Below are 26,502 nucleotides of genomic sequence, written 5' to 3'. Positions count from 1 at the left end.
GCCGTTAATTTCACGATTATCTGGCCGCGGCAGCCTCTTGCATCTGGAACAAATTACGGAAGAACCCTTCCTGCTCGAACAGTTCTTTATGCGTTCCCTGCTGTACAATCTTGCCTCCGTCCAGCACGACAATGCGATCTGCACGTTTTACGGAGGATAACCGCTGCGCGATGATGAACGTCGTGCGTCCCTTCATGACCTCCAGCAGCTCCTCATGGATGGCGGATTCCGTTGCCGTATCGACGCTTGCCGTCGCTTCGTCCAGCACGAGGATCGGCGGATCCATCAGAATAGCACGCGCAAGCGCGACACGCTGCCGCTGCCCGCCGGACAGCCCGACACCGCGCTCGCCGATGATCGTGTCATAGCCATGCGGCAATGTATCGATAAAGCTATGAATTTGGGCTTTGCGAGACGCCCATTCGATCTGCTCTTGCGTCGCTTCCGGTACTCCGTATGCGATGTTCTCCCGAATGGTCGCGGAGAACAGGAATGTCTCCTGCGGAACAATGCCGATTTTGCGGCGCAGGCCTTCGAGCTCATAGTCACGGACATCGACGCCGTCAATCATCAGCCGGCCTTGGCTGACATCGTAGAACCGCGACATCAGCGCGATCAAGCTGCTCTTGCCGGAGCCTGTCGCACCGAGCACGGCAATGACTTCTCCCTGTTTCACCCCAAGCGAGATATCCTCCAGAATACCCGCGTCCTGCTCCGGATCTTGATCGGCAAAGTGGAAGGAAACCCCTTCAAAGCTGACATTGCCTTCTATGCGATCCGTATCCGCATTAGCCCCCGTCTCCGAGCTGATATCTACCGGCGTATCCAGCACTTCGAACACGCGCGGCGCAGCTTTGATTGCTTGCTGCATAATGTTGATTTGCCAGCCGAGCATGTTAAGCGGCCAGATGATTCCCCATGTATACCACTGGAACGCCATGAACGTACCGAGCGACATGCTGCCCTTCGCCACGAAATACGCACCGACCCATATCATCGTCAGAAAGACCAGACCTCCATAGAAGTTCATAAGCGGAAACGATTTGGCCTCAAGCTTCGCCCGGTCCATATTCGTTTCGAAGTTCTGATCGTTGCGTTCCTCGAACTTGGATTGTTCCACGTTCTCACGGGCAAAGGCTTTCACGACCCGGATACCCGAAATATTCTCTTGCAAGGTTGTCGTCAGCTTGCCCATTTGTTCTCTGATCTGACCCCAAGCCGGACCAACCTTTTTGTTAAACTGGTACAGCGCAAACAACAGCAGCGGAACGCTGGCCATGCAGAGCAGCGTAACCTGCCACTGGATGAACGCCATGAAGATAATCGTCCCGACGAAGGTCATCGCGCCGGTGAACATCGCCATCGCGCCGAAACCGATGAAGTTCTTCACCGACTCGATATCGCCTGTCATCCGCGACATCAGCTGTCCGGTCTGGGCTTTATCGTAGTAGCTAAAGGACAACCGCTGCAGATGGTTATAGAGCTGCTCCCTAAGCGTATAGACGACATTTTGCCCGACGAGCTCTTGCGCGCGGCCTTGGACGAACATCGCGATACTTTTCACGACTTGAATGCCCGCCAGACCTAATATCAACGCAAGAATCAGCTTCACGTCGCTACCCCCGATCCCTTCGTCGAAGATCAGCTTCAGCATCCACGGCGCGATCAGATCAATCGCCGTTCCGAGCACCATCATCGCCAGCGAGATGACGACCCAACTCGTGCTTGGGCGCAAATAACGCAATAAGCGAACCAAATTTTTCATTGTTGTATTCCCCCTTAAACAAAAACATGCGCAGGTTCCTCAGACGGCAACAAAAAAGGAGACCTCAAGCCGCATGGCTCAAGATCTCCTTATACACAGACGGGTATACAGCTACTTAAGGCTGCGGTCTGTGAAAGAAGTCGGGCCGATGGACCTGATCAAACGCTTCATTGCGCACATCAATAAAAATGTTTACCATATCCATCGCCCTCCTTTCATTGTTTTCCGTTAATTGGAACATCCAAATCTTAACACCACTTCCGGCAGTGCGCAAGGGGCTCTTGTGAAATTTATTTTCGCCTATTATCGCCTATTATCGGTCTAAATCAGCCTAAACGCGGTCATGCTCCTCTTAGCAGCCGTTTATAAATCGCTGGAAGGCTCGAAATCCGCAGCCGTAATTCCTTGTTCTACCGCGAATTCGAAATCCTCGATATCATAGACCTGGACAGGCACTTCCGCCTCCAGGAGCTTATCTTGAAACTCGAATTGATCCGACAGCAGAGGCACGCTCAGCTTCATCGAAGTCAGTAACAGCTCCGTCTCAATCGGGTCAAAATATTCGCCGTAATGCGCGTTATCCACCGCATGAACAATGGTAAATTGAATCATGTCATCCAGCAGCAGAGGCGAGCTCTGACGCCAAGGCATCTGAAGCGCACGCTCGATCTTCTTCTTGTTGAACGGGTCCTCGAAGAACGCAATAAGCTCTCCTATTTTCCCTTTCACGTGCGCATCGTCCTCAGGATCATCCATCACAGGATCTGTGCCTGCTTTCATATCGTAGAGTTCCATAATTGTCGAATATGGCAAGACAAAATCGACAGGCCGGCTTGGTACGAGCAAATGACCATATGTTGCTACCATTACGGCTTCAATGACAAATCGCCGTCGCATTCTATCTCCCCCTTTGTAATCGGGAGTTTGACAGGAGTCAAACTCTCTCTGCTAAGTGTTAGCTTATTATACAACATAACCTTTCGCGTACACAGAGCTAAATGCTTGTTTTACAGGAAGCAACTGTTTGGAAGCTGTGCTAAAATAAGACTGGTCCCTGCCCTAATGTTAAATGTGTATTGGAGTTGATCCCGAACTTATGCATAACGAACAAGTAATCATCGTCGGTGCCGGTCCGTGCGGACTGGCCGCTGCAATTGAGTTGCAGGCAATCGGCATCGATCCGCTCATGATCGAGAAACGCAATGTCGTTCATTCGATATCGCAATACCCCACCTATATGCACTTCTTCAGCTCCCCGGAGCTGCTCGAGATCGCCGGCATTCCATTCACGACGGCGAACGAGAAGCCGTCTCGCGTCGAAGCGCTCAACTACTACCGCAGCGTTGCTCTGCGGCGTGAAGTCCGCGTTAACGCGTATGAAGCCGTCACGGCGATTCATCCGCAGCAAGATGGCAGCTTCGTGCTGGAGAGCTCGAATCGACATGGCGAGTTGAACCACTATCACGCCAAAGCCGTCATTATCGCAACCGGGTACTTTGATCACCCGAACGAGCTCGGCATTCCCGGCGAGAAGTCCGATAAGGTGACGCATTTCTTCCGTGAAGCCCATCCTTACACCGGCATGCAGGTCGCCATCATCGGCGGCAGCAACTCGGCGATCGACGCGGCTCTGGAGCTGGAGCGAGTTGGCGCGAAGGTCACAGTCGTATACAGGGGCGACCACTATTCTTCGAGCATCAAGCCATGGGTGCGTCCGATCTTCGAGAGCCTCGTCTCGAAAGGCCGCATTCAGATGCGCTTCGCCTCCCGTGTCATTGCAATCAGTCCGCGAAGCGTCACCATCGAACGGGAAGGCGGACTCGATGAGCTGCCGAACGACTTCGTGCTGGCCTTGACCGGTTTCCACCCGGATCGCGCTTTCCTTGCCTCCTTCGGCGTTACGATCGAGGAAGAAGGGTATCCGACCTTCAATGACGAAACGATGGAGAGCAATGTACCGGGTATTTATTTGGCCGGCGTTGTCGCCTCCCGGCGGGAAGCCAATGAAATCTTTATCGAATCCGGCCGGTTCCACGGTCGGAAAATCGCCGCACAGCTCATGCGTACCGGTTCGCTAACGCAATAGTCTTCTGCCGCGCGTATGTATACTGAAAAAGGCTTTGAATCCCGATTAGGCGCAGCCGCGCGGTCGGTAAATTCAAAGCCTTTCTGGTTTTCTTACAGACTCACGATCGGCTGAACGCCATCTTCGTCGATGCCTTGGAAGGTCATCACTGTCGCAATTTTCTGCAGCCGGATATATTCATTATTCAACAATTCCGTTCGGAAATACGCAAACATATAGACGGCTTCGATAAATGTCAATGCCGGATAAACGGTAATGTTCTGATTGCTGAACGGATTATCGAGCAGCACCTGCCATTCCCCGCTTCGCTGGTCTTCGGGTATGGATTCGAATACATGACGCTTGGTCCGAATGATGCCTGCGAATTCGCGCCAAACGTACGTCCACGACGGACTTGTCCGGCCAGGCTCCGGAACAGCAAGCTGCCCACGTCGCAGCAGTTCTTGGGCATACTCGCCTTCCTCATCGGTAAACGTACGTAAATATTGCCTGAAGTCATCCAGAAACCGTCTAATTGCGGTGAATCCTCCCGATCTGAGCTCCTGGCCGAACGCCTCTATTTCCACATCGGAATTCAGCCCCTTGATCTGTTGAAAATAGGATTGATCCGTCACATTCATACGCCTCTTACCCTCCTACACAACACTATGACTTCAGCAGCGTGATGGTTCCATCTTGCTCCAGCACTATTTTTCGAGTCGGATTATTGTTCAGCTTCACATTAAACAGCTTCAACCGCTCTTCCTTCACTTCAAGAAGATCCCAGTCTAAGGTCGGCTCGATAAAGCCCCTCTCGATAAGCGCTTGCTCAGCCAGCTGTTCCGCTGTTTCATTATCCTCCCACCAGAGAGCGCCATAGTATGCAAAGTCATACACATTTCGCAACATTCCACAGGCGATTTCTCCGGTCATGCGATGACGCAATACGATGGGCATTGTCCTTCAGCTCTCCTTCTATCGGGACGGTAAGGCGGCATTCAAAATAAAAGGCGCGGCGCCTATTAGCCGCCGCGCCGTCTCAGATCTTACAAGTACATATTCTCGTGCTTCGCCTTGAGGCGGAGCCAGCGGCGTTCCACTTCTTCCTCGAACGACTTGAGGGCTTCGGCATATTCCGGACGCGTCATATGTTTGGTTTTTCCCATGTTCTTCAGCCAGTCGCCAAGCGGAATTCGTTTCCCCTTCTCTTCCGGGTTATACGTAATCGTCGTGACGCCTTCTTCAACCTCATACATCGGGAAGAAGCATGTGTTAACGGCCTCATCGATCAAGGTCTGACCGATTTTCTCCTCCGAGAGCCAGTTCAGCGGGCAAGAAATAAGGATTTTCCCATACACAAGTCCGACGTTCTGCGCATAATATTGCGCCTTCGCCGCTTTACGGAGCAAATCCTGCGGCAGCGATTCCGAACCTGTAAATACATACGAAATATTGGTTGCCGCCATAATTTGCGCCGTATCCTTATGATGGAACAGCTTACCGCCTTGATGCTTGCCTACGTTGGATGTTGAAGTACGATGACCAAGCGGCGTTGAATACGACATCTGAGCGCCGGTATTCATATAACCCTCGTTATCGTACTCCAGAATGATCATCTTATGGTTACGGAGTGCGCTTCCGATCGCCGGCCCCATACCGATGTCCATCCCGCCGTCGCCTGTAATCATGACGAAGGTGAAATCATCCTTCAAGCCGTACTGATCCAGTTCGCCGCGGCGTTTGCGTTCCCAGAACATCTCTACAACCCCGGACAGCGTTGCGGCACCATTCTGGAACAAGTTATGAATATACGTCGCTTTATGCGAAGAGTACGGGAATCCGGTTGTAACAACCATCGCGCAGCCGGTTTGGTAGAGGGCGACGATATCGCCTTCAATCCCCTTGAAGAACAGCTCCAGGCCGGAGAAAATACCGCAGCCCGGACAAGCTCCGTGACCCGGTGCCAGTCGCTTCGGTTTCTTCGTCAGCTGGCGAACAGGCGGAACTTTCACCTTCAGCTTACCGGTTGTTTCATCGCGGTCAACCGTAATGAGACCTGTCTTCAGCTCTTCATACTTGAGCGGTTCAAGGACGCGCTTCGGCGCTTTCTCGGGATCGCCCGGCGTATGGCCCCAGTAGTCAAACGGCACTTCGACTTTGCCCGATTGCGCAGCTTCGATCGCAAGCTCAAACAGGTGATGCCCGTCTTCCGCGTAGAAATCTTTGCCGCCTAGGCCGTAAATCCGGCTGATGACGAGTGTATCCCGAACGCCTTGCGTAAACAGCGCCGCTTTAATTTCGTTCGTCATGTTGCCGCCATGGCCGCCATAGGAATCAGCGCGATCGCCGATCGTCACGGCTTTGACGCCGCGCAGAGCTTCTGCGATTTCTTTCGCGGGGAACGGACGAATCATATTCGGCGCGATCGAACCTGCTTTGATCCCTTTCGCGCGCAGCTGATCCACGACGTCTTTGATAATTTCCGAAGCGGAATTCATCAAGAACACCGCTACTTCGGCATCGTCCATCCGATACAGATCAAGAATCGGGTAATCCCTGCCTGTCAGTTCGGCATATTCTGCTCGGATCCGATCGAACACTTCTCCGGCATTATACATAGCCATCGATTGCTGGTAGCAGTTGTTGATGTAATCCGGTTCGTTCATGTAAGGGCCGACGGTGATTGGATTGTTGCGGTCAAGCACATGTTTGAAGCCTTCGGGCGAATGCTCGCCTACGAAAGCATGTACATCCGCGCGGTGGGCAAAGGTTTGGACGCGGCGTTTCTGATGCGAAGTAAAGTAACCGTCGGAAGCGACAAGAACAGGCAGTCGCACCTGCGGATCTTCGGCAAGCTTAAGCGCCATAATGTTCATGTCATACACAGCTTGCGGATCACGGCACATCAGGATCGGCCAGCCGGTATTGAGTGCGAAGTACAAATCGGAGTGATCGCCATGAATATCGAGCGGCCCGGAAACCGAACGGCATACGAGGTTCATGACCATCGGGAAACGCGTACCGGATTGAACCGGCATTTGCTCCAGCATATACAGGTAACCGTTGGAGCTTGTCGCGTTGAATACGCGGCCGCCGGCAGCGGAGGCGCCATAGCAAATCCCTGCGGAACCATGCTCGCCGTCTGCGGGTATCAATTTAATGTCATGCTGCCCGTTCGCTTTCATGAGATCGAGGAACTGGGCAACCTCTGTTGATGGCGAAATAGGAAAATATCCCATCACGTGATAGTTAATTTGATGTGCGGCATAAGCCGCCATCTCATTACCTGACTCATAGACCATACGCTGCTCTACTTTACCTCTGCTCACTTCTTTGTTGATTTCAATGGCCATTGTTTCGCTCCTCTCTTCCGTGCAAACCCTACAAGACGTTAATTCGCTTTTGCCCAATCAAACTTGTGCGGCACTCGGTGTTGTTCGCCGTAACCATCCGTTTCACGTTCAGAAGCAAGCGCTTCGGTCGGACATGCCACAACGCATTTCAAGCAACCCTTGCAATATTGATAATCGATCCCCTGCAGGAACATTTGCGGACGACCTTTCTTATCCGGCTGCTCTTCCCATACGAAGCAGAAGTCCGGACACGCGGTGTCGCAAGCTGCGCAGTGAATACATTTCTCATCGTCAAAATGCGGCATCATGCCTTGCCTTGAAATACTAATGTCCTTCAGCACGCTGTTTCCGGGATTGATGATCATCCCGCCCATTGGCTGCGTCTCATAGCCGAGTGATGGGACGTCCCACCGCGTTGGCTGAGGCATCGCCTCGCCTTCAGGAAGCGTGTAAGTCTGGAACTTCACTTCATCGTACCCGCGCTGGAACGTACGCAGTGCCGGTTCGACTGCCTGCGGATATTTCTTCTCGAGCGACTTCCGGATAATTCCTTTCATATGCTCAAAATCCAGGAACGTGCAGAGTCGGAATAACCCGCCTAGCATCGCCATGTTAACGCGATTGTTCTCCTCGAGCGAAATGCTTGTAGCATCAACTACAGCAAGTGTACCAGCGGACAAGTTCATTTTCTGCTTCAATTCATCGGTTGTTTTGCTAGAATTGACCAGTACCACGCTGTCTTCATAAATCCCGCTGATGACATTCACGGTTTTGGACATATTCTCATGAAACACCCCAACGATATGAGGACGCTCTACCGGCGTCGTATCGCGGATATTCGTCTCCATATCGCAGAAACGAATATGCGCCTTTACCGGCGAGCCCTTCTTCTCTGATCCGTAAGAGGAGAAACTGACCCCATTGAAACCGCTTCCAACAACGCCTGCTTCAGCTAACATCTTTCCGGCCAAGTTAGCGCCCAATCCGCCTATTGATTCCAATCGAATTTCAAAGAATCCAAGATCATTCTGTTTTGGAAGTACCGCCACTTGCTCCACTCCCTTCCCGAATTAACTGAATACTTATATAATTCACAACTATCAGTATACCATTACATGGAAGGGGCGAATAGCGTTTCTTTCCTAAACAGGTTCGCGAAAACAGTAATACAGCATAATGTCCCGAAAGCTGTTCTAGTACAGCTTGTCCCATTTTAATAAACAAAGCTAGCACAGCGGCTGTCTATTTCCGACATGGACAGCCCTGCGTTGCCGAATTACGGACGCGAATTGCGACGTTGATAGTGCCTTAATTCCTTCCAGCCGACTTGTTTAATCCCTTCGTCATGCATCGCCTCTTGTACTTCTTTATCTCGGAAAATATCCATTTCCATTCCTCGCTTAAGCGGTTCCGAGTGAAAAGCGGTTAGCTCGTCAGTTACTAGCGCCGGGTGGATAATCAGTTCGGATACGCCCGGCTTTAACCGTTTCAGCAGCGAAATCATTTGCGACTTGAACTGTGCGTACGTTTCACCCGACTTTGCATGAAACGGCAGCGCCACGAGATAGTCCAGCACGACGACTCCTCGCCGATCTGCTTCCGCAGCATGTTTAAGTGCCTGTAAGGCCAATTCCGGAGGTGCCGGCGCTCCCGATTCCAGCTGCAGGAATCGAGGTAGTCGAAACGGCAGCCTGTATCCTGCGCATACGTCAAACACTTCCGTCAGAAAATGTCTGCCCGTCTGCAATCCGTACAGGCTTCCCATATGGTTATCTGCGTGAGTCACATTAACGCCCATATGCAGCGCCATCTCTACTTGAGCGATGAGTTCTTGTTTCACCTGCTCCGTATCGGCCCTGCGCTCGAACGATTTGGAATCCCGATGAAAATACCCTTCACCCGTCACAAGCGACTCCGTTGATCCGCCGCGATAAACCGGCCCCCACTTCATCACGTCCCATTCGCTCGTCAGGGTGAAATGGACGCCGACATCCAAGAGCGTATGGCTGGCGCTCCATCCTGCCGCTTCCCTTGCCCATGCGCAAGGCATCATAATCGTAGCCGAGGAAACGATTCCGCCCTCAAGCAGCTTCTGAATCCCTTTATTGCTGGAGTGACATAAGCCGAAATCATCCGCGTTAATAATCAACAAGCGATCGTTCGGTCCGTAACCTAGCAGCTCAGCCGTACTCTTCATATACATGCCTCCCCACCTTGCTTCAGCATGATTGCTTCCGGTTTACCGAAATTAAATTTCACAATATCATGTTATCTATATGAATAAAACAAGGCCGATCATGCTCCGCGGCGGGGATAGATCGGCCTTGCATGTCTTATGAGATCAAATGACGACGGAACGAGTTCAGCAGCTCTTCATTCCAGCGATCGACCCAATTACATACGAAAGATGCGCGCTCGATCTGATCGTGCCAGATCGCGTCCGAATCCATTCCATCGAATAACCTGCCGGCAAAATGAAGCCAGACATCGACCATCCGAATCTTTACTAACGCAGGCAGCAGCTGCACTTCATCCTCCGTCAGGTTCGCCGCTTCGCCATAGCCGCTGCAGAATAACTCGATCCTGCGAAAGGCTTCTTCTTCGTCTTCGCTTGGAAATTCGGCTATAGCGACAGCCAGCTCCATCGCTCTTACATCCATCGTGCAAAATTCGAAGTCCAGCATTCCTGTTATCCGATCTCCTTCAGCAACCGCATTCGTAAACACGATATCCCCATGGATCCACTGCAGCCGCAGGCCGGCAATTTGATTTCTTAACCCCGCTAATTGTTCTCTTGCACGCTGAAGTCCATCCAGCTTATCCCGGCTTTTAGAGAGGCGCTCCGAGCGCTCGCATAACCCAATTAGAACCTCGGCCGACATGGAACCATGGATGTCCTCGAGCTCGTAATAGGGTTTATACTGGGGGACTGTTTCCGGCTTCAACGATAAGCCGGCCAGTGCGAGAGAAAGCTCTCCAGCGGCATAACCAAGACCGTATATATGGGAATCATAGTCAGCCCTTGGCCTATTCCCGTCAATATACCGATATAAGGCGGCGAGCTTGCCTTCCGAGCCGATCGTAACCGAATCGCTTGCGTGATTGAGAACCGGGCGAGGCACTTCAAACGATAACTGATGTCGCTGGAGCTCGTTTAGGATTTCATGCTCTGTTCTTATAAACGCATCGTTCCGATGGTTCTCGTATACGCGGAGCACGAACTTCTCCCCATCGGAGTAAACCATGCGAGTCGTATTATTCATGCCGCTTTCTTCCTGCTTGAGCAGCCAATTCCGATCAAGCGGATAAGCATTCAAGTACTCGGCAAATTCCCCTACTCTGATTTGACTCATAGATGCCGCTGCCTCCTGTTGGTTGCGCCTATTTTTCAACTTATCAGCCCCGTGGCACTTATTCGGCTCCCAGCTTCTCCAGCCTGCCGGCAAGCGTATGCTGCCAGCTTTCCGACAATTCCGCAATGGCAAGCAGGCTGCGTATACCCGCCTTGTCCTGTTTGTCGATGTGCATGACTCGGTTTGCTTCAGCAATCGTAATCGCAGCCGGATGTCTCTCTGTCAGGAGCAGCTTGTCCCCTTGTCTTACATGCCCTTCCGCAAGCACGCGCAAATAAAAACCGGTAAAGCCGTTTATCTGCACTTCGTGAGCCAGCTCCGGCAATTGATGCTTCATGCCGAGCTTGTAGCAGGGCTGTCTCGGCTGACTGACTTGGACTACGGTCTCTCCGACGCTCCATACATCTCCAATACAAACTTCATGCTCCGTCAGAGCGGAAACGGTGAAATTCTCGCCAAAAGCGCCTGGGAGAACATCGCGCTGCCAGCGTCCTTCCCAATATGGGAAATGTTCGGCCGAATACACGCAAACGGCTTTATCCGCACCGCCATGAAAGACAAGATCGCCTTGTCCGTCACCGTTCAACCCTGTGCGAGACAAATAAACAGGCTGTGTGCCAATCGGGCTCTTATTGATGCCGGTGCTTATATCTTTTTTCCCGAATTGTACGGTTTCCGGCAGACCTGTGTTAATGGAAATCACTGTTCCAAGCTCCATCCCTGCTCCTCCTTCAACGATCTCTGTATATTACAACGAATTATAAGCCGAATTATGGAAGCTGCGCAATCCTTAATGCCATTAATAATAGTGATTTTGACACGATTTCCCCTAATTGATCACGTTGTTACAGAACGTGTCGAAAGCGCTCTTTTCATGTTGTTTCGTGCGCTTCCCCGGGAAATAGTCCAGCGCATTTGGGGAAATATTTTCCGAGGTTCACTTTAATATTTCCCTATGACCCAGGCTGGATTCAATAAGCTGAGCGAGTTGATTTCTAATGTTGCGGGAATTTTCTTTCAATTCTGATACATTCATCGATGGATCTCCGACTGAACCGTATCGAGCCCACAACCTTGAACGGTACCTTCTTCAGCAAAGCCCGGTATTTCCACTCGATTAGAAGCCCTCCAATCAAGACTGCGATAGTGATAGAAAGAAGGACAACAGGATTCATGAATGCAAACGCCGCTGCCGCGCTTATCGATAGCCAGCATACTGAAATCGCGTCCGCAAACACCCCATACGCGCCAAGATTCCATGGTCCTTTTAGCTTCGAAAGATTGCGATTCGTCATTTCCCCATACAGCTTAGCTCCAATGGGAAGCGCCATAGCGATATGCAGCGCCGCTACACTTAATAAGATCAGCTGCAAAAGCGTGGTTTGCGGAGTCATCGCTCCGGCTGCCACCGCTTTGAGCACCAATGAAGCTACACCGGCAACTATAGATACAGCAAGCACCGCACGAAGCGGCGTGCGATACAGCACGGATACCGCGGAAAGCCTGTTTGAGAATGGCGCAGCTTCGTCCCTCGCCATCGCGAACAACGTGCGTGATGCTGCCGCAACAGACGCATTCCCATTCATCCACATAAACGAAATAATGAGCAGCAACAAGATCGTATTACTCATTGCCCCCCATTTGGTCCAGAACGTTATAAACCAAGTTCCGATGTCTGAATAGCCGTATAGCCCCTCACTTCCCAGTGGAAACCACATCAACAGAAGCACGAACAAGATAAATCCGAATAAACCAAATGCAACGGAAGAGAAGAAGATCGACCACGGTACGATGATCCGTGGATCCCTCGTTTCTTCCGCCATCTGTCCGGCATGGTCGATACCCAGAAACAGACGCTGCAGCATTAGCATCCCGATTAACATCCCCGATTGGCTGCTATTGCCTGGTGCGGAACCGGCGATGGGGTCCGTACCTGAGAGCATTTGAAACGGATAACTGGCCGGCCATGCCGCCGCAACGAAGAACAGAATGATCGCCAGCCATACCAGCAGCTGCAGGCCGGAAGAAATCCCCGCTATTTTGCCTAAGGAGTGAACCCCTCTTACATTCAGGAGTGCTTGCGTGAGAAACAGCACGATAAGGAGCGCATAATACAACTCTCCGCCGCCCGCATAGCCTAATCGCGTCTCCATCACTTTATAAAGCCAATCTGCCAGAAGCAGATTCGTAGTTACAAGCAAGAGAATCGTACCCAGGAAATGCAGCCAGCCCGACCATAAGCCCATCCGGCGTCCGCCTGCGGATAACGCCCAATGATAGCAGCCTCCGGCAGTCGGGATGGCAGACGCAAGCGCTGCAAGCGAGCTTGCCGTCACGATGCCAAGGAAGGTTAAGACAGGCCAACCGACTCCGATGACAGCCGGACCGCCCGCAGCCAGCGCCGGACCAAGAAAAAGGACCGCTCCGCCAAGCATGGATAAGGATGTAAAGGACAGCCCAAACAGGGATAATCCGCCCATATGCCTAGTCAGCTGCTGGGCAAATCCAATTCCGTTCAGATCATGTTTATCCTGCATATAGCGCACATAGGGAGAGTAGTGATGCAAGGATTGGTGCAAGGACCGCTTCGCGCCTCGTTCTGCTGTCCGAGCAATGAATAGGGAGAGACCACATGCACATACGAAAATCAAACAACCTGCCCACAGCAAAAACAATGTCGCCACCCCCATACTTGACTTTATGAGCGCGGCAATCCTATCAGCACACTAAAAAATCCGCCGGCATCGGAGCTGCCAGGACGGATTGAAACTTGCCTATTTATTCGGTAGGAGGTTTTTACTCAGCCTTGCAATCCTTTTTCTTCAAGCTGTTCAATACGCGATTCTTCACTTGCTCGATATCAAACGGCTTGGTGAAAAACGATTGCACGCCCAGCTGTTTGGCTGCCTCCATCTTAAGCGGATCCCCAAATGCCGTAATCATCGCTACCTGTGCATGTTCGTTCCATCGACGAATGCCTTGGAGTGCCTCAATTCCATCCATATCCGGCATCTTCAGATCAAGCAAAATGAAGTCAATCGCCGTCGTACGAACGGTCTCAATCGCAGAAGTCCCGTTGATCGCCTCATAGACGATCATCCCTTCAAGCTCGAATAATTCTCGGAGCAGCATGCGGATTGCCGCTTGATCATCAACGATGAGGATGCTGCAAATCAGCTTGTTAACCTTCGGTTCCGATTCTACAACCGATATACGCTCCGGCTCTGCTGAAGCTTGCTTATTCTTGAGTTGAAGCAGTTGGCTTTGATGGTTGCGTTCCATGACCGGTTTATTATTCTCGTGCTGTCTTCGTCTGATCAAGGTGACAGTCAGAATAAAGCAGATTGGCAGCAATATGAGAACATAAATCATAAGGATCTCCTCTGGTACAGTTAATTGTTCACATCCATTCGGCCAAGTGGTCCGTTCGGATTAATGATGTCGCTTAGGTCATAGACGGAAATCGGGAAGTACGGAAACCCGAATGCGTAAGGAGTAAGCTCGTATAAGGCAAAATAAATGACAAGCGCGCGATCCGCAATGTAGAAAGGCTGATCCGGCCGAATGGCGTTGAACGGCTCCAATGTGGCGATTTGACGCTCATCGATTTGAGCCTTGATGATATCCGACAGTCTGCCGACATAATTGCTGCCCGGTTTGAAAAGCTCCGACAATGAGTATGACTTGCCGGTGCCTGTATCGAACGTAAGCGACTCCTGAAGCGTTAGCCCATGAGCCCCGCCCGTAAACGCGTAATTAAACAACGATAAGCTTAGAATGTCCTTCTCGTTCGTCTTGACCTCGAAATACCCTTGCATATCGGCGCGCGGATCCTCAAGAGAGCCCTGATCGTGCACGAGCTCGCTTACCGTCCTGCGTATTTTACCGTTAATTGAATTGCGTGCCGCCGTGTTATGAAGTCCGCTAACGACCGGAACCCAAATCTCGGCTTTCGGGAACGTGACGCGGGAGGCATGGATAACGGCCGGAAACTGGAATGCCATGATGGAACACCTGCCTATTCTAGGTTAATGCTCCATTGTATGCCGGTTCCTATTTAGATGACTCTTCTCATCTCATGCCATTCAATGCCCCCGTGCGTGGATGCCGAAACCGCTACATACTCGAACCCGAGTCCTTCATAGAAAGCGATCAGATGCTGTTCGCACATGAGAACGATAGTAGCGAGCTGATCGGCTTCCGCTCGTTCGATAAGCGCTCTCATCAACGCGGATCCAATACCGCTGCAACGATGCTTGGGAGCGACTGCCACGGACAGAATGACAAGGTGGTTTCCACCGGCCTCGGCACTGTGCGCGCTCTTCACCGCATCGCTCTCACAGCTGCTTTCCGCTGTACGAACACCGCAGGATAGCCCGATAAGCTCGTTATCCTGCCAAGCAGACCAGAAATAGCCCGGGAAATGCTGCTGTCGGAACGCAAAAGATTCCCGCGTAGCAGCAGCTTCAACCGGATAACATGCGAGCTCCAGCGCATGTGCGGCATCCAGCTCACTTTGTTCGATTGGCCGCAGCTCATAGGTAATGGATGCACTCACAGCAGCATTTTCTCCCGCTCTGTCATTTTTCTTCCCTTGATATCCAGCACGAGCTTCCCGTTATTCAAACCGATAATCCGATCTGCGAACCGCTCCGCCCAGTCACCTTGATGCATGACCGCAACTACCGAGATCCCTTGCGTCTGGCACATCTTCTTCAAATCGGACAGCACTTGCTCTGCCGCATGCGGGTCCAGCCCGGATACAGGTTCATCCGTTAGCAGTGTCTTGGCACCGTGAACCAAAGCGCGAGCCATCGCAATACGCTGCTTCTCCCCGCCGCTCAGCTTATCGCCCTTCTGATGTGCTTTCTCAAGCAGCCCCATCTTCTCGATCATATCCATGGCACCCATGTAGTCATCACTGCGGATCATACCTGTCACTCGGCGCCAGATCGGGGTTTGGTGCGTTGTGCCGATGAGCACGTTCTTGAGTGCGGTCCGTTTGCCGATTAAGGTCGGCTTCTCTTCGAGATAAGCGATTTCACGACGGATTTTCATTTTGCCAAGCAGGCCTTTTTTGAGAATATCGACGCCGTCCACGATATAGGAGCCGCCGCTCCACGACTCTCTCATCGCCAAGCAACGAAGAAGCATGGACTTCCCGCTTCCGCTTGCCCCTTTAACGGCGATAAATTCACCGGGTTCTATGTTAAAGCTGATCCCGGAGAGCACCTTCGGCCCGCCCGGAATTTGTTTGGATAGTTGATCGACTTTTATCATGAGTGGCGCTCCTTTATGAATGCATTTGCTAATAAATTCACAGAGTTCTATGTAAGCTATTAATCTAGTTTAAGTTAAAAAAATAATAGTTTCCATACGAACAAATGTTTGCTATAATAAAAACAAGAACACACGTTCTAAATTCCCGCCAATTGTGAGGAGGCTAACCATCATGAATAACTGTGAAAACTATCGATTTATCGAAACGCATCGACCATTCCGGGATCTAACGTTTAAGTTTTATTCCAACGGCTCCTTGACCATTATCGACAACAGTGCTGATGAAGTCATTAGCCCCCGCGAATTGAAAGGAGCAAGCTACGACTTCTATGTTCGCAAGAGAATCGCTTATATTAAGCAGGATCTCACTGCGAAATTAAATAAGTATGCCTAACAACTCACAGTCTCTATAGGTGTCCGCAGCTGCCTGCTGACCCGTATAGAGACTGTTCCCTGTCCTTGTTCTGCCGTATGTATTAAGGCAGCTGTTTATTAATGCCGTTTAAGCTGGACGGCCTGCTTGCGAATTTATCCAGCTTCTTTAATGTGGAAGTATAATCTTTCCCCTCTGATTCGCTACCACGGTTTTTCGAATTGCTGTTCCGATTTGTTGGCATACATCATTCACCTCCACCTACAGTATTTGTAAATGTTCCCAGTACTATTCGATTTGACGGCGAATCCCAAGATGCGGTAGATTGAATCTACACAGCGAAATCATCTGGGGAAGGAGCCGTGCCTAAGATGAAACAAAGTATTCTATTCGATCTCGATGATACGCTAATTTACTGCAACAAGTATTTCTATTTCGTCATTGATCAATTTACGGACCTCATGTCAGACTGGTTCAGAGGTTATGGAATTTCGGCTCAGGAAATCCGTGACAAGCAAACCGAAATCGACATTGCCGGCGTTCATGTATCCGGCTTTAAGAGCGATCACTTCCCGCAATCCTTTATTGGAACTTATCAGCATTACTCCGATCTGCTGGGTAGAGCGATATCCCCCGTAGAAGTAGATATGCTGTGGAAATTAGGAAGAAGTGTTTACGATCATGAGGTTGAGCCCTATCCGTTCATGGAAGAGACGCTGGACGAGCTGGCCTCCAAAGGTCATGAGCTGCACCTCTACACCGGTGGGGAAATGTTAATTCAACAACGTAAAATCAAAGAAATGCAGCTGGAGCGATATTTTGGTCCGCGCATCTATGTCCGTTCGATGAAGAATATCGAAGCGATGGAGAACATCCTGAGAGAAGGCAAATTCGATCGTAAATCGACTTGGATGATCGGCAACTCCATTCGTACAGATGTGATTCCCGCTTTGACTTCGGGCATACACGCCATTCACATGAAGACGGATTCCGAATGGGCGTATAATATTGTCGGCATTGATGTAGAGCCAAAAGGCGCATTCTTCACCCTCGACCAGCTCCGGGACGTACCGACAAGTATTCATACTTACCTGAATCAGCGCGGTCCCAATTAATGAACAAGAAGAGGCTTGTCCCACACAAGAGTGATTACGACTCCTGTGAGGACAAGCCTCTTGTTCGTTCTTACGGAGCAGGTACAAATTCTACTGCTCCGGTTGAGTTATTCGTTAGCGTCAGTTTGCCGGACTCGCTGGAACCGTCTTCCCGCTTGAACGTGGAAGCTCTCGTCGCGCCGCTAACAGCCAGCGCCTTCGCCATCGCTGCCGTTACCAGACGTCCCTGCTGTTCCTTCCAGATGACAAACGTACAGCCATCCCTAAACCGCATACACCCATAGCCGCGTTTCCCTTCCACAAGCTCGCCGCCACAGCCTGGCCGTGGACATGTGGCAATCACCTTCGGCGAGCTTGATGCCGGCTCCCGGGAAACTGAAGCGCTTGTAGCTTTCGCAGAACGCGCTGAGGTACTGCTGCTGCTGCCAGCCGCTGAAGTGCTTGCAGACTTCGATCGAGGTGCAGCTGCACTTCTAGCAGCGGTCCCCGCGCTAGAGCCAGATGCCTCAGTCTTCGCTGCCTTCTCCTTCGAGGAAGTCCGACGCGAATTCTTCTCGCCTGAAGCGGAAGCTTTCGCTCCTCTGCCTTTACCTTTAGCTTCTCCGGCAGGTTGTCCCGGCTCCTCGAATAAGCTCGCATCCGCTTGGCGCTGATGTTTCACTTTGCCGACGATCATCTCGGCAAACTGCTTCACCTTCGCGATGAACTGCTCATCCGACGCTTCGCCCTTCGATATTTGATGGAGTCGCTGCTCCCAGCGCCCCGTCATTTCAGGCGAAGCCAGCAGTTCTACACCGGCGCCGCGAATCAGCTCGATGGCTGCGCAGCCCTTTGTCGTGATATCGAGCCGCTTGCCTGTCGGCTTGATATACCCGACAAATTTAAGCCGCTCAATCGTCGCGGCGCGCGTTGCCGGAGTTCCCAGCCCCGTCTGCTTCATCGCGTCACGAAGCTCTTCATCCTCAATCGCTTTACCGGCACTCTCCATCGCTTTGAGCAGCGTGCCTTCCGTATATGGCTTCGGCGGCTTCGTGGCCTTCTCAAGAGCATCCGCGCCGTCACAATGTACCGGTGCATCCGGATCAACCGAGAACGGACGATCGGTTTCGACCAGATCATCCTCTTGATCATCCGTCGCATCGTCGGATTTCTTCTTCGACTTGCTCTTAGCCTTGCTCGCGTTCCCGTCATCCTGATCGCCCAGCACGACTCGCCACCCGGCATCCAGCTGTTCCTTCGCACGTGTGCGGAACTGCTCTTCTTCAACCTCCGTCAACACTTCATGATTGTTGTAGACAGCAGGAGGATAGTAATGAGAGAGGAATCGACGAACGATCATATCGTAAATGTTCTGCTCTTCCGTGCTTAAGGAACCGGGACGCTTAGGTGTCGGCAATATCGCGTGATGGTCCTCAACTTTAGCCGGATTACAGACGGCTTTGTTGCCTTTATGCACCCTGCTGCGATCCGCGCCGTTAGCCAGATCTCCATAGGAAGTTTGTTTAAGCATGTTAAGAACATTTCCCATTATTGGAAGGTTCTCTTCCGTGACATAGTTAGAACTTGTCCGCGGATACGTAATCACTTTATGTTTCTCATAGAGGGATTGCGCAATATCGAGCGTTTTCTTCGCCGGATAACCATATCTGCCATTCGCTTCTCGCTGCAGCAGTGTCAGATCGTACAGCCGATATGGATATTCCTTCGATTCCGTCACCGTATAGCTGACAATCTTAGCGGGTTTCCCGGATACTTTAGCGGCTAAAGCTTCAGCCTGCTCTCGTTTCGTTATCCGGTCTCCCTGCCAGACGCCTTTATACGCAAAGTCCTGCTGACTGAACGAGGCTTGCACCACGAAGTATGTCTCACTGTCAAAAGCGGTTATTTCTTTATGCCGATCATACAGCAATGCCAATACAGGCGTTTGTACGCGTCCAACCGACAGCAGTGTTTTGTGGCGAATGGTAAATGCCCGCGAAGCGTTCATCCCAACCAGCCAGTCCGCCTCGCTTCTCGCCTTAGCTGCACGTGTAAGATCATCGTAGTCCTGATCGCTGCGCAGCGAATCGAATCCGCGGCGAATCGTTTCCGGGGTCAGATCGGAAATCCACAGCCGATCTGTCGGCTGCGGCATTTTCAAATATTGCCGGATCAAATGGAAGATAAGCTGACCTTCACGCCCGGCATCGCATGCGTTAACAAGCCGGTCACAGCGCTTCGACAGCTCGCCGATAGTAGCAAGCTGATCCTTCGTCCGCGCATTCGGCCATAGCTTAAAGCGATCCGGAATGATGGGCAAATCCGCTTCATTCCATCTCTTATATTTGGGATCGTACTGGTCCGGTTCTGCGAGACTGACCAAATGGCCGATCGCCCACGTAATAATGTAGTGCTCGCCTTCCAAATAAGCGCGTTTGTTCTGCGCCTTCGGTTCTACGACTGCGGCGATTGTCCGGCCCATATCGGGTTTCTCTGCGATAATCAATGTTTTCAAGCAATCGCCTCTTTACCGTTCGTTAACCAACATAATCTGACGTTTCATCGCATCCAATATCGCTCGTACGCCTTTCGACCAATTGACGTCTTCGGCATATTTCGTATTGATCCAAGTGAGTGCGTCGACATCGTCAGGTCTTCCTTGACTTTTATGTACAATCGTATTGCTTGCGATCTTCGCAGACTCGCTGATTGACGTATTAAACTCTTTCCAGCTGTGAAACACGTTAAACGGATTGTTCGCGATCTTCTTCGCATCTTTGTGCGTCTTCGGTACAAAAGCCTGTTCTTGTCCGGTTATCGCAAACAGCAAAAGCGGATGGATATCATGCTCCTTAGCCGCATTAACAATGGTGCTGAGGTACGGCTCCTCTGCAAGTAAAGACGATTTCCCCGCCAAATACTGTACAAGCCGTTCTTTATTTACTTCCACATATCTCAGCTCACTGGGCAATTCATTCTTATACTTCTGCGCGCTCTCATTCGTCGGCGACTGAGGAACCGGAGGGGTTACAACCACAGGTTGTCCTGTCTGAGGAAGCTCGGCACGAGTAGTTGATGGATGAAGGGTCCACCAGCCATAGAACAATGTCGACACGCTTAGCGCCAGCGTAAGGAACAAATAAGTACTCGGCTTGGTTTTATTGCCTAGGCCGCCATCACGGCTGCCGGGAAGCGCGATAACCTCAGCCATTCGTTCAGGCGCGCGATAATAGCCTGCCACCGTGCCGACAACGGCATCCCAGGATTCAACCTGCAGGTGGGGGGAATTCGCAATATGAATGCCTTCCTCGATAATACCCTTGAACGCTTTATGCTCAATCGTCACGCCAAGCCGCTGCTCTACCCATTCATGCAAGGCATGAAAAAGCTGAGGGTCACGATAATCGAGCCTCAGGCATGCTTCAAAGATATGTTTCTCATCAACGGGAACCTGCTTCCTTACCGCAATGCTCCGCATCAGCTCCGTCGAAACGATCAGCTTCTGTTCGTGCGGGAAAGCCGGTAATTGCCGCAGGACAATACGCTGCATCGCATCCGCTACGATTTCGGCGCGGCGATCGCTAGGCAAGTCACCATACTTATGCTGGACATAATGTCTGATTTTATGAATATCCGTCGGCGTAAGAACACCTGCAGCTGTGGCTCGCAATCGAATCTCCTCCCACCAAGAAACGATAACCTACAGCTCATTTTACCACATCTTACCTTAGCCGATAGAGAGATTTGCAATCTGGGTTTGGATTTCTGCGGATTCAATATACGCTCTTATCTGTTCCTTCTCATCCGAGGTGAATTGAAACTCGCAATCACAGCCCTCATCCAGCGGAACGATCTGAGCAATAACCCCGCTATGCGTACATATCACTAATGCCGTTAAATCGATTAAGCCGTCTGGTACAGGCGTTGCTTGATCCACGATCATACGCAGCTCGATATCCACCCACTGGTCGTCACGAAGCTCTAAGCGAGGAATAAACGTCATAAATCGCAGCTGTGTAACCTGCTCGGAACCATATTGAATCATCGTATTCCCACTCCTTCGTTAAACGAAATAAAAGCGCCCGTAGGCGCTTTGCATTCCGAATCGCTTCTTAAGGAAGCATCGTTGTTCCCATCAAATAACGGTCCACTTCACGCGCAGCCTCGCGTCCTTCGTTGATTGCCCAAACAACCAAGCTTTGTCCACGGCGCATGTCGCCTGCAGCGAATACTTTGTCAACGCTCGTTTTGTAGTTGCCGTAAGCGGCTTTTACATTCGAACGACGGTCTTGCTCAAGGCCAAGCTTCTGAATCAGCGTGTTCTCAGGGCCTTCGAAACCAACCGCGATCATAACCAGATCCGCCGGCCATACTTTCTCTGTGCCTGGGATTTCCGTATAGATTCTGCGGCCGGTTTCATCCACCGTACGCTGGATTTGCACCGTGTGCAATTCTTTCAGGTTGCCGTTCTCGTCACCGACGAATTTCTTCGTCAGTACGGAGAATGCGCGAGGATCTTCGCCATACAGCGCGCGAGCTTCCTCTTGTGCATAATCAAGCGTGTACACGTTAGGGAATTGCGGCCATGGGTTCTTCTCTTGGTCACGCACTAGCGGCGCTTTACCAACCGTACCGAATTGCGTCACCGATTTACAACCGTGGCGAAGCGCTGTCGCTACACAGTCCGTACCTGTGTCGCCGCCGCCGATTACGATTACGTTCTTATCTTTAGCCGAGATATAGTTACCGTCTTCCAAGTTGGAATCCAGGTAGCTCTTAATGGTGCCGTTCAAATAATCCATTGCCAAGTGAACGCCGTTCAAATCGCGGCCTTCAATGTCAACTTCGCGCGCCTTCGTAGCACCGCCGCAAAGGACAACGGCATCGAATTCATTCATCAATTGCTCAGCCGGTACATTCGTGCCAACCTCTGCGTTTGTAATGAAGTTAACGCCTTCCGCTTCCATCAGATCCACGCGACGCTGAACCACTTTCTTGTCGAGTTTCATTGTCGGAATACCGTAAGTGAGCAAGCCGCCGATGCGATCTGCGCGCTCATAAACCGTTACGGTGTGGCCTGCTTTGTTAAGCTGAGCCGCGCAAGCCATTCCGGCCGGACCGGAACCTACAACGGCAACCTTCTTGCCTGTACGCATAAGCGGAGGTTGAGGAACGACCCATCCTTCATCGAAGCCTTTGTCGATAATGGATTGCTCGATTGTTTTTATCGTAACCGGATCGCCGATCAGGCCAACCGTACAGGAGCCTTCACACGGAGCCGGGCAAACACGGCCGGTGAATTCCGGGAAATTGTTCGTTTTGTGCAAACGATCCAGCGCTTCGCGCCAAAGTCCACGATAGATGAGGTTATTCCATTCCGGAATAAGGTTGTTCACCGGACAGCCCGATGCGCCTCCCGGAAGTTCGATACCTGTATGGCAATAAGGCGTACCGCAATCCATGCAGCGCGCGCCTTGCGTTCTCAGCTGATCTTCACTGAAATGCTTATGAAATTCATCCCAATCCTTAATCCGTTCAAGCGGATCGCGGTCAGCAGGCAGCTCGCGTTTGTAGTCCATAAATCCAGTAGGTGTAGACATGATCGCTTTTCCTCCATCCATTTTCCCATTACCGAATGTTCGTTATCTCTCTAAAACTATATCGGGAATCGACATTGAATTCAATATCAAACTTTACCATATAAAACCTGATAACTATTTACAATATCTTAGCAACTTGGCCTAACGCAATAAATGGATTTTCCGTACAATCATTTGCACTTTATCACATAATGTTAGGCATTTGCCATACAAATAGAGTTCGCTCTAACGAGCGTCCCTGACATATGTAACGATTGTAAAATCATAGGCATTTTTCTCATCCTTCGAGAAATGCTCCCGATTCTCCACGGTCCACTCCTTCATGTCGAAAGCCGGAAAATAAGCATCCCCTGCCACATCCGCTTCGACTTCCGTTAACCACAGCTTGTCCGCATAGGGCATAAACAGCGAATAGATCTCTGCCCCGCCCATAATAACAAGCTCTTCACCTTCATGAGGGCCAAACTGAGCCAACACTTCATCTACGGAATGTGCCACCTCGCAGCCATCCGGCTTATAATCCAAGCTGCGGGTTAAGATGACATTACGGCGATTCTTGAGCGGACCGCTCAGCGATTCGAAGGTTTTACGCCCCATCACAACGGTTTTGCCAGCTGTCGAACGACGAAAATGAGCCATCTCAGCCGGCAGGCTCCATGGCATTTCATTGTCGATCCCGATCACCCGGTTGCGCGCCATTGCGGCAATCATAGCAATTGTCATATTCGGCACCCTTCCTTATATCGCGACTTCAGCTTTAATCGTAGGATGGTGCTCATAATCGGCAATCTCGAAATCATCATAGACATAATCGAAAATCGATTCCGGCTTCCGCTTTATGATAAGCTTCGGCAGGGGCAGCGGTTCACGCGTTAATTGAAGCTTTACCTGCTCGATATGATTGCTGTAAATATGAACATCCGCACCGGAATAAATAAATTCCCCAACACCAAGATCGCATTGCTGGGCAATCATATGCGTAAGCAGCGCATATTGCGCAATATTAAAAGGAAGACCCAAGAAGGTATCCGAAGAACGCATCGTCAGCATACATGAGAGTTTCCCGTTCGCCACATAGAATTGGAATACAAAATGACACGGCGGAAGCTTCATATTGTCGATTTCCGCTACATTCCATGCACTGACAATATGACGCCTCGAATCCGGGTTATTCTTAATCGAGTTTACTACAGCAGCAATTTGATCTATATGACGACCATCAGGTGTCTCCCAAGCCCGCCACTGCGACCCGTAGACAGGACCCAGATCCCCGTTCTCATCTGCCCACTCGTTCCAAATCCGAACGCCATTCTCTTGCAGGTAACGAACGTTCGTATCTCCCTTAAGGAACCAGAGCAGTTCATGAATAATGGATTTCACATGCATCCGTTTCGTCGTGACCAGCGGAAAGCCTTGATTTAAGTCGAAGCGAAGCTGACGACCGAACACGGATCTTGTTCCTGTTCCTGTACGATCTTCTTTAACTACCCCGTTAGCCAAGACATCCTGAAGCAAATCCAAATAAGCCTTCAACGTCCGTTAACCCCTCTCCAGCTTTCTACAAAAAAAACCGCTTCCTCTTATCTTAACATTTAATGGCTCTTCTGTCTGTCCTGTTTTCGCTGCATGCGAAGTTCGTAACGATCCGGTGCGGACAAATGAAGCGCCTGTTCTTCATCATTCTGCGGAATTATGCCCGGGACAGGGGTAGGCTTGCCATGCTCATCCAGCGCGACGAAGGTGAAAAAGGCGGTGACAGCGGTTTTGCGTTCTCCCGTATAGACATGCTCGGTTTGGACCTTCACATAGATTTCCATAGAGCTCTTACGCGTCCATGTGACAAAAGCCTCTACGTCGATCATATCGCCGACCTTGATCGGCGCAACAAAATCCAAACTATCGGTCGAGGCCGTTACCACCGGCCCGCGCGCATGGCGCATGCTTGTTATCGCCGCGATCTTATCCATGTATTCCATTACTTTGCCACCGAACATCGTTCCGTGGTAATTCGTATCCGACGGGAAGATCAACTGCATCATCGTTGATCTCGATTCGTCCGTTGTCTTCTTCGACACTTCGCTCGTCATTGCAGGCTGCCTCCTTGGCTAAATGCTAAAGAAGAAAGAGGCCCAGCTGCAGAACAACTGCGGCGTGACCTCTTGTATTCCTGTAAGCCTTGGTTATATATAGATTAGCTTGTTATTTGGCAATTGCGTGAATCGGATGTCCAAGCGCCACTTCAACCGCATCCAGAACGATTTCGCCAAGCGTTGGATGTGCATGAATCGTCAGAGCGATATCTTCAAGCGTCGCGCCCATTTCGATTGCAAGTCCTAGCTCTGCGATCATGTTGGAAGCTTCAATACCGGCGATTTGGGCACCAAGTAAGAGACCGTTATCCGCATCCGCGATTACTTTGACGAAACCTTCGTTTACGCCAAGGGACAACGCACGTCCGTTGATGTTGAACGGGAATTTGCCGACCTTCACGTTGTGGCCTTTTTCCTTCGCTTCCTTCTCGCTGTAGCCTACGCTAGACAATTCAGGATCGGAGAATACCACAAGCGGAATGCACTTGTAATCGATTTTGCTTGGTTGACCGGCAATGACTTCTGCAGCAACGCGGCCTTCATACATCGCTTTATGCGCAAGCGCAGGTCCTGCAATAATATCGCCGATTGCGAAGATGTGCGGGATGCTTGTACGGCATTGCTCGTCGACTTCGATCATACCGCGGTCGGTCATCTTCACATCGATCATATCAAGGCCAAGCTCGCCATCTGTATTTGGACGGCGTCCAACCGTTACAAGCAAGTAATCTGCTGTAACTTGTTTGTCTTCGCCACCTACTGTGTACGTAACGGTTACATCGTTGTCTGTTTGTACGGCACTCTTCGCTTGAGCACCTGTTACGATATCTGTTTTCGTGCCTTTAAGCTTCTTCGCCACGAGCGAAGACATGTCGCTGTCAAAGCCGGGAAGAATCGTATCGGAACCTTCGATTACCGTAACCTTCGTACCGAAACGAGCATACATTTGACCAAGCTCGATACCGATGTAGCCGCCGCCGATAACAACGAGGCTCTTCGGAATTTCAGGCAAGGACAATGCTTCCGTCGAAGAAACGATACGGCCGCCGTAAGGGAATGCCTTCAGCTCGATTGGACGGGAGCCTGTTGCAATGATGCAGTTCTTGAAACGGTAACGCGGAGCTTCTTGCTCATTGAATACACGTGCTTCCGTATCGCTGATGAACATCACTTCGCCGCTGAAGAACTGAATTTTGTTAGCTTTCAACAGTTGTCCTACGCCGCCGGTCAATTTCTTTACGACGCCGTTCTTGAACTCTTGAACTTTGCTCCATTCCACTTTCACATCGGATGCTGTGATACCGAAGGAAGAAGCGTGCGAAATGGATTCATATTGATGGGACGCCGAGATCAGCGCCTTGGACGGGATACAGCCAACATTCAAGCATACGCCGCCTACATACTGTTTATCTACGACAAGCACGCTTTGGCCAAGCTGTGCAGCGCGAATTGCCGCTACATAGCCGCCCGGGCCTGCTCCAATGACGAGCAAATCAATATCGAGTGATGCATCTCCTACTACCATGGTT

Annotated in this window: 26 protein-coding genes; 3 read left to right on the top strand and 23 right to left on the bottom strand. The window is 50.9% G+C overall.

Features of this window, described 5'->3' with window-relative positions; genetic code table 11:
• Positions 1–16: 16 nt before the first annotated feature.
• Positions 17–1,765, bottom strand: a complete 1,749-nt coding sequence (locus tag BM412_RS07515) for an ABC transporter ATP-binding protein (RefSeq protein ID WP_091215830.1) — start codon at positions 1,763–1,765, stop codon at positions 17–19.
• Positions 1,766–2,128: 363 nt separating this feature from the next.
• Positions 2,129–2,662 carry an ADP-heptose synthase gene (locus tag BM412_RS07510; RefSeq protein WP_091215827.1) on the bottom strand — a complete coding sequence of 178 codons (534 nt, stop codon included), beginning with the start codon at positions 2,660–2,662 and terminating at the stop codon, positions 2,129–2,131.
• A 199-nt stretch (positions 2,663–2,861) separates the two neighbouring features.
• Here BM412_RS07510 and BM412_RS07505 point away from each other — a divergent pair, with 199 nt between their 5' ends.
• Positions 2,862–3,851, top strand: a complete 990-nt coding sequence (locus BM412_RS07505) for a YpdA family putative bacillithiol disulfide reductase (RefSeq protein ID WP_091215824.1) — start codon at positions 2,862–2,864, stop codon at positions 3,849–3,851.
• Between the two features lie 92 nt (positions 3,852–3,943).
• Here the strand turns inward: BM412_RS07505 and BM412_RS07500 are convergent, their stop codons facing one another.
• The 12 genes from BM412_RS07500 to BM412_RS07445 form a co-directional block, all read right to left on the bottom strand.
• Positions 3,944–4,471: an RNA-binding protein gene (locus tag BM412_RS07500; protein WP_091215820.1), complete on the bottom strand. Its 528-nt coding sequence runs from the start codon at positions 4,469–4,471 to the stop codon at positions 3,944–3,946.
• A gap of 25 nt (positions 4,472–4,496) precedes the next feature.
• Positions 4,497–4,787 carry a hypothetical protein gene (locus tag BM412_RS07495; RefSeq protein WP_091215817.1) on the bottom strand — a complete coding sequence of 97 codons (291 nt, stop codon included), beginning with the start codon at positions 4,785–4,787 and terminating at the stop codon, positions 4,497–4,499.
• An 89-nt stretch (positions 4,788–4,876) separates the two neighbouring features.
• Positions 4,877–7,183, bottom strand: a complete 2,307-nt coding sequence (locus BM412_RS07490; protein WP_091215814.1) for a thiamine pyrophosphate-dependent enzyme — start codon at positions 7,181–7,183, stop codon at positions 4,877–4,879.
• A 38-nt stretch (positions 7,184–7,221) separates the two neighbouring features.
• Positions 7,222–8,232, bottom strand: a complete 1,011-nt coding sequence (locus tag BM412_RS07485; RefSeq protein WP_091215812.1) for a 2-oxoacid:acceptor oxidoreductase family protein — start codon at positions 8,230–8,232, stop codon at positions 7,222–7,224.
• 227 nt (positions 8,233–8,459) lie between these two features.
• A complete protein-coding gene (locus BM412_RS07480; RefSeq protein WP_091215809.1) occupies positions 8,460–9,380 on the bottom strand; it encodes a polysaccharide deacetylase family protein in 921 nt (306 codons plus the stop codon).
• 136 nt (positions 9,381–9,516) lie between these two features.
• Positions 9,517–10,536, bottom strand: a complete 1,020-nt coding sequence (locus BM412_RS07475; RefSeq protein WP_091215806.1) for a phosphotransferase — start codon at positions 10,534–10,536, stop codon at positions 9,517–9,519.
• Positions 10,537–10,594: 58 nt separating this feature from the next.
• Complete coding sequence (locus BM412_RS07470) at positions 10,595–11,254, bottom strand: MOSC domain-containing protein (protein WP_091215804.1); 660 nt, start codon at positions 11,252–11,254, stop codon at positions 10,595–10,597.
• A 277-nt stretch (positions 11,255–11,531) separates the two neighbouring features.
• Positions 11,532–13,073, bottom strand: a complete 1,542-nt coding sequence (locus BM412_RS07465; protein ID WP_177245697.1) for an APC family permease — start codon at positions 13,071–13,073, stop codon at positions 11,532–11,534.
• A 259-nt stretch (positions 13,074–13,332) separates the two neighbouring features.
• Positions 13,333–13,908 carry a response regulator gene (locus BM412_RS07460; RefSeq protein WP_091215799.1) on the bottom strand — a complete coding sequence of 192 codons (576 nt, stop codon included), beginning with the start codon at positions 13,906–13,908 and terminating at the stop codon, positions 13,333–13,335.
• Positions 13,909–13,928: 20 nt separating this feature from the next.
• Positions 13,929–14,540, bottom strand: coding sequence for a DUF3298 and DUF4163 domain-containing protein (locus BM412_RS07455; protein WP_091215796.1), 612 nt, complete (start codon positions 14,538–14,540; stop codon positions 13,929–13,931).
• A 53-nt stretch (positions 14,541–14,593) separates the two neighbouring features.
• A complete protein-coding gene (locus BM412_RS07450; RefSeq protein ID WP_091215794.1) occupies positions 14,594–15,094 on the bottom strand; it encodes a GNAT family N-acetyltransferase in 501 nt (166 codons plus the stop codon).
• Positions 15,091–15,816, bottom strand: a complete 726-nt coding sequence (locus tag BM412_RS07445; RefSeq protein WP_091215791.1) for a phosphonate ABC transporter ATP-binding protein — start codon at positions 15,814–15,816, stop codon at positions 15,091–15,093. Before BM412_RS07445 ends, BM412_RS07450 begins: the two co-directional genes overlap by 4 nt.
• Before the next feature lie 172 nt (positions 15,817–15,988).
• Between BM412_RS07445 and BM412_RS07440 the strand changes: the two genes are divergently transcribed.
• Entirely contained in the window at positions 15,989–16,210 is a 222-nt protein-coding gene (locus tag BM412_RS07440) for a hypothetical protein (RefSeq protein WP_091215788.1), read from the top strand.
• A gap of 82 nt (positions 16,211–16,292) precedes the next feature.
• Here BM412_RS07440 and BM412_RS32055 read toward each other — a convergent pair whose 3' ends face one another.
• Complete coding sequence (locus tag BM412_RS32055; protein WP_177245696.1) at positions 16,293–16,433, bottom strand: hypothetical protein; 141 nt, start codon at positions 16,431–16,433, stop codon at positions 16,293–16,295.
• Positions 16,434–16,560: 127 nt separating this feature from the next.
• Here BM412_RS32055 and BM412_RS07435 point away from each other — a divergent pair, with 127 nt between their 5' ends.
• The gene (locus BM412_RS07435) at positions 16,561–17,304 is read left to right on the top strand and encodes an HAD family hydrolase (RefSeq protein WP_091215785.1); all 744 of its coding nucleotides are present in this window, start codon (positions 16,561–16,563) and stop codon (positions 17,302–17,304) included.
• A gap of 70 nt (positions 17,305–17,374) precedes the next feature.
• Here the strand turns inward: BM412_RS07435 and BM412_RS07430 are convergent, their stop codons facing one another.
• The 8 genes from BM412_RS07430 to lpdA form a co-directional block, all read right to left on the bottom strand.
• Positions 17,375–19,798: a DNA topoisomerase 3 gene (locus tag BM412_RS07430; protein ID WP_091215783.1), complete on the bottom strand. Its 2,424-nt coding sequence runs from the start codon at positions 19,796–19,798 to the stop codon at positions 17,375–17,377.
• A 12-nt stretch (positions 19,799–19,810) separates the two neighbouring features.
• A complete protein-coding gene (locus BM412_RS07425; protein WP_091215780.1) occupies positions 19,811–20,953 on the bottom strand; it encodes a glucosaminidase domain-containing protein in 1,143 nt (380 codons plus the stop codon).
• Between the two features lie 57 nt (positions 20,954–21,010).
• Positions 21,011–21,328 (bottom strand): hypothetical protein, encoded by a 318-nt coding sequence (locus BM412_RS07420; protein ID WP_091215778.1) that lies wholly within the window; start codon positions 21,326–21,328, stop codon positions 21,011–21,013.
• Positions 21,329–21,395: 67 nt separating this feature from the next.
• The gene (locus BM412_RS07415; protein ID WP_091215776.1) at positions 21,396–22,883 is read right to left on the bottom strand and encodes a glutamate synthase subunit beta; all 1,488 of its coding nucleotides are present in this window, start codon (positions 22,881–22,883) and stop codon (positions 21,396–21,398) included.
• 225 nt (positions 22,884–23,108) lie between these two features.
• Entirely contained in the window at positions 23,109–23,606 is a 498-nt protein-coding gene (locus BM412_RS07410; protein WP_091215774.1) for a dihydrofolate reductase, read from the bottom strand.
• 15 nt (positions 23,607–23,621) lie between these two features.
• A complete protein-coding gene (thyA, locus tag BM412_RS07405; RefSeq protein ID WP_091215772.1) occupies positions 23,622–24,416 on the bottom strand; it encodes a thymidylate synthase in 795 nt (264 codons plus the stop codon).
• Positions 24,417–24,475: 59 nt separating this feature from the next.
• Positions 24,476–24,970, bottom strand: coding sequence for an acyl-CoA thioesterase (locus BM412_RS07400; RefSeq protein ID WP_091215770.1), 495 nt, complete (start codon positions 24,968–24,970; stop codon positions 24,476–24,478).
• A 112-nt stretch (positions 24,971–25,082) separates the two neighbouring features.
• Positions 25,083–26,498: a dihydrolipoyl dehydrogenase gene (lpdA, locus tag BM412_RS07395; RefSeq protein ID WP_091215768.1), complete on the bottom strand. Its 1,416-nt coding sequence runs from the start codon at positions 26,496–26,498 to the stop codon at positions 25,083–25,085.
• Positions 26,499–26,502 lie beyond the last annotated feature (4 nt).

It is taken from the genome of Paenibacillus sp. BC26 (assembly GCF_900116125.1).
In the GTDB taxonomy this organism is placed as follows: domain Bacteria; phylum Bacillota; class Bacilli; order Paenibacillales; family Paenibacillaceae; genus Paenibacillus_Z; species Paenibacillus_Z lignilyticus.
The sequence above is the reverse complement of the archived record's forward strand: the minus strand, read 5'-3'. Positions and strand labels throughout refer to the sequence as shown.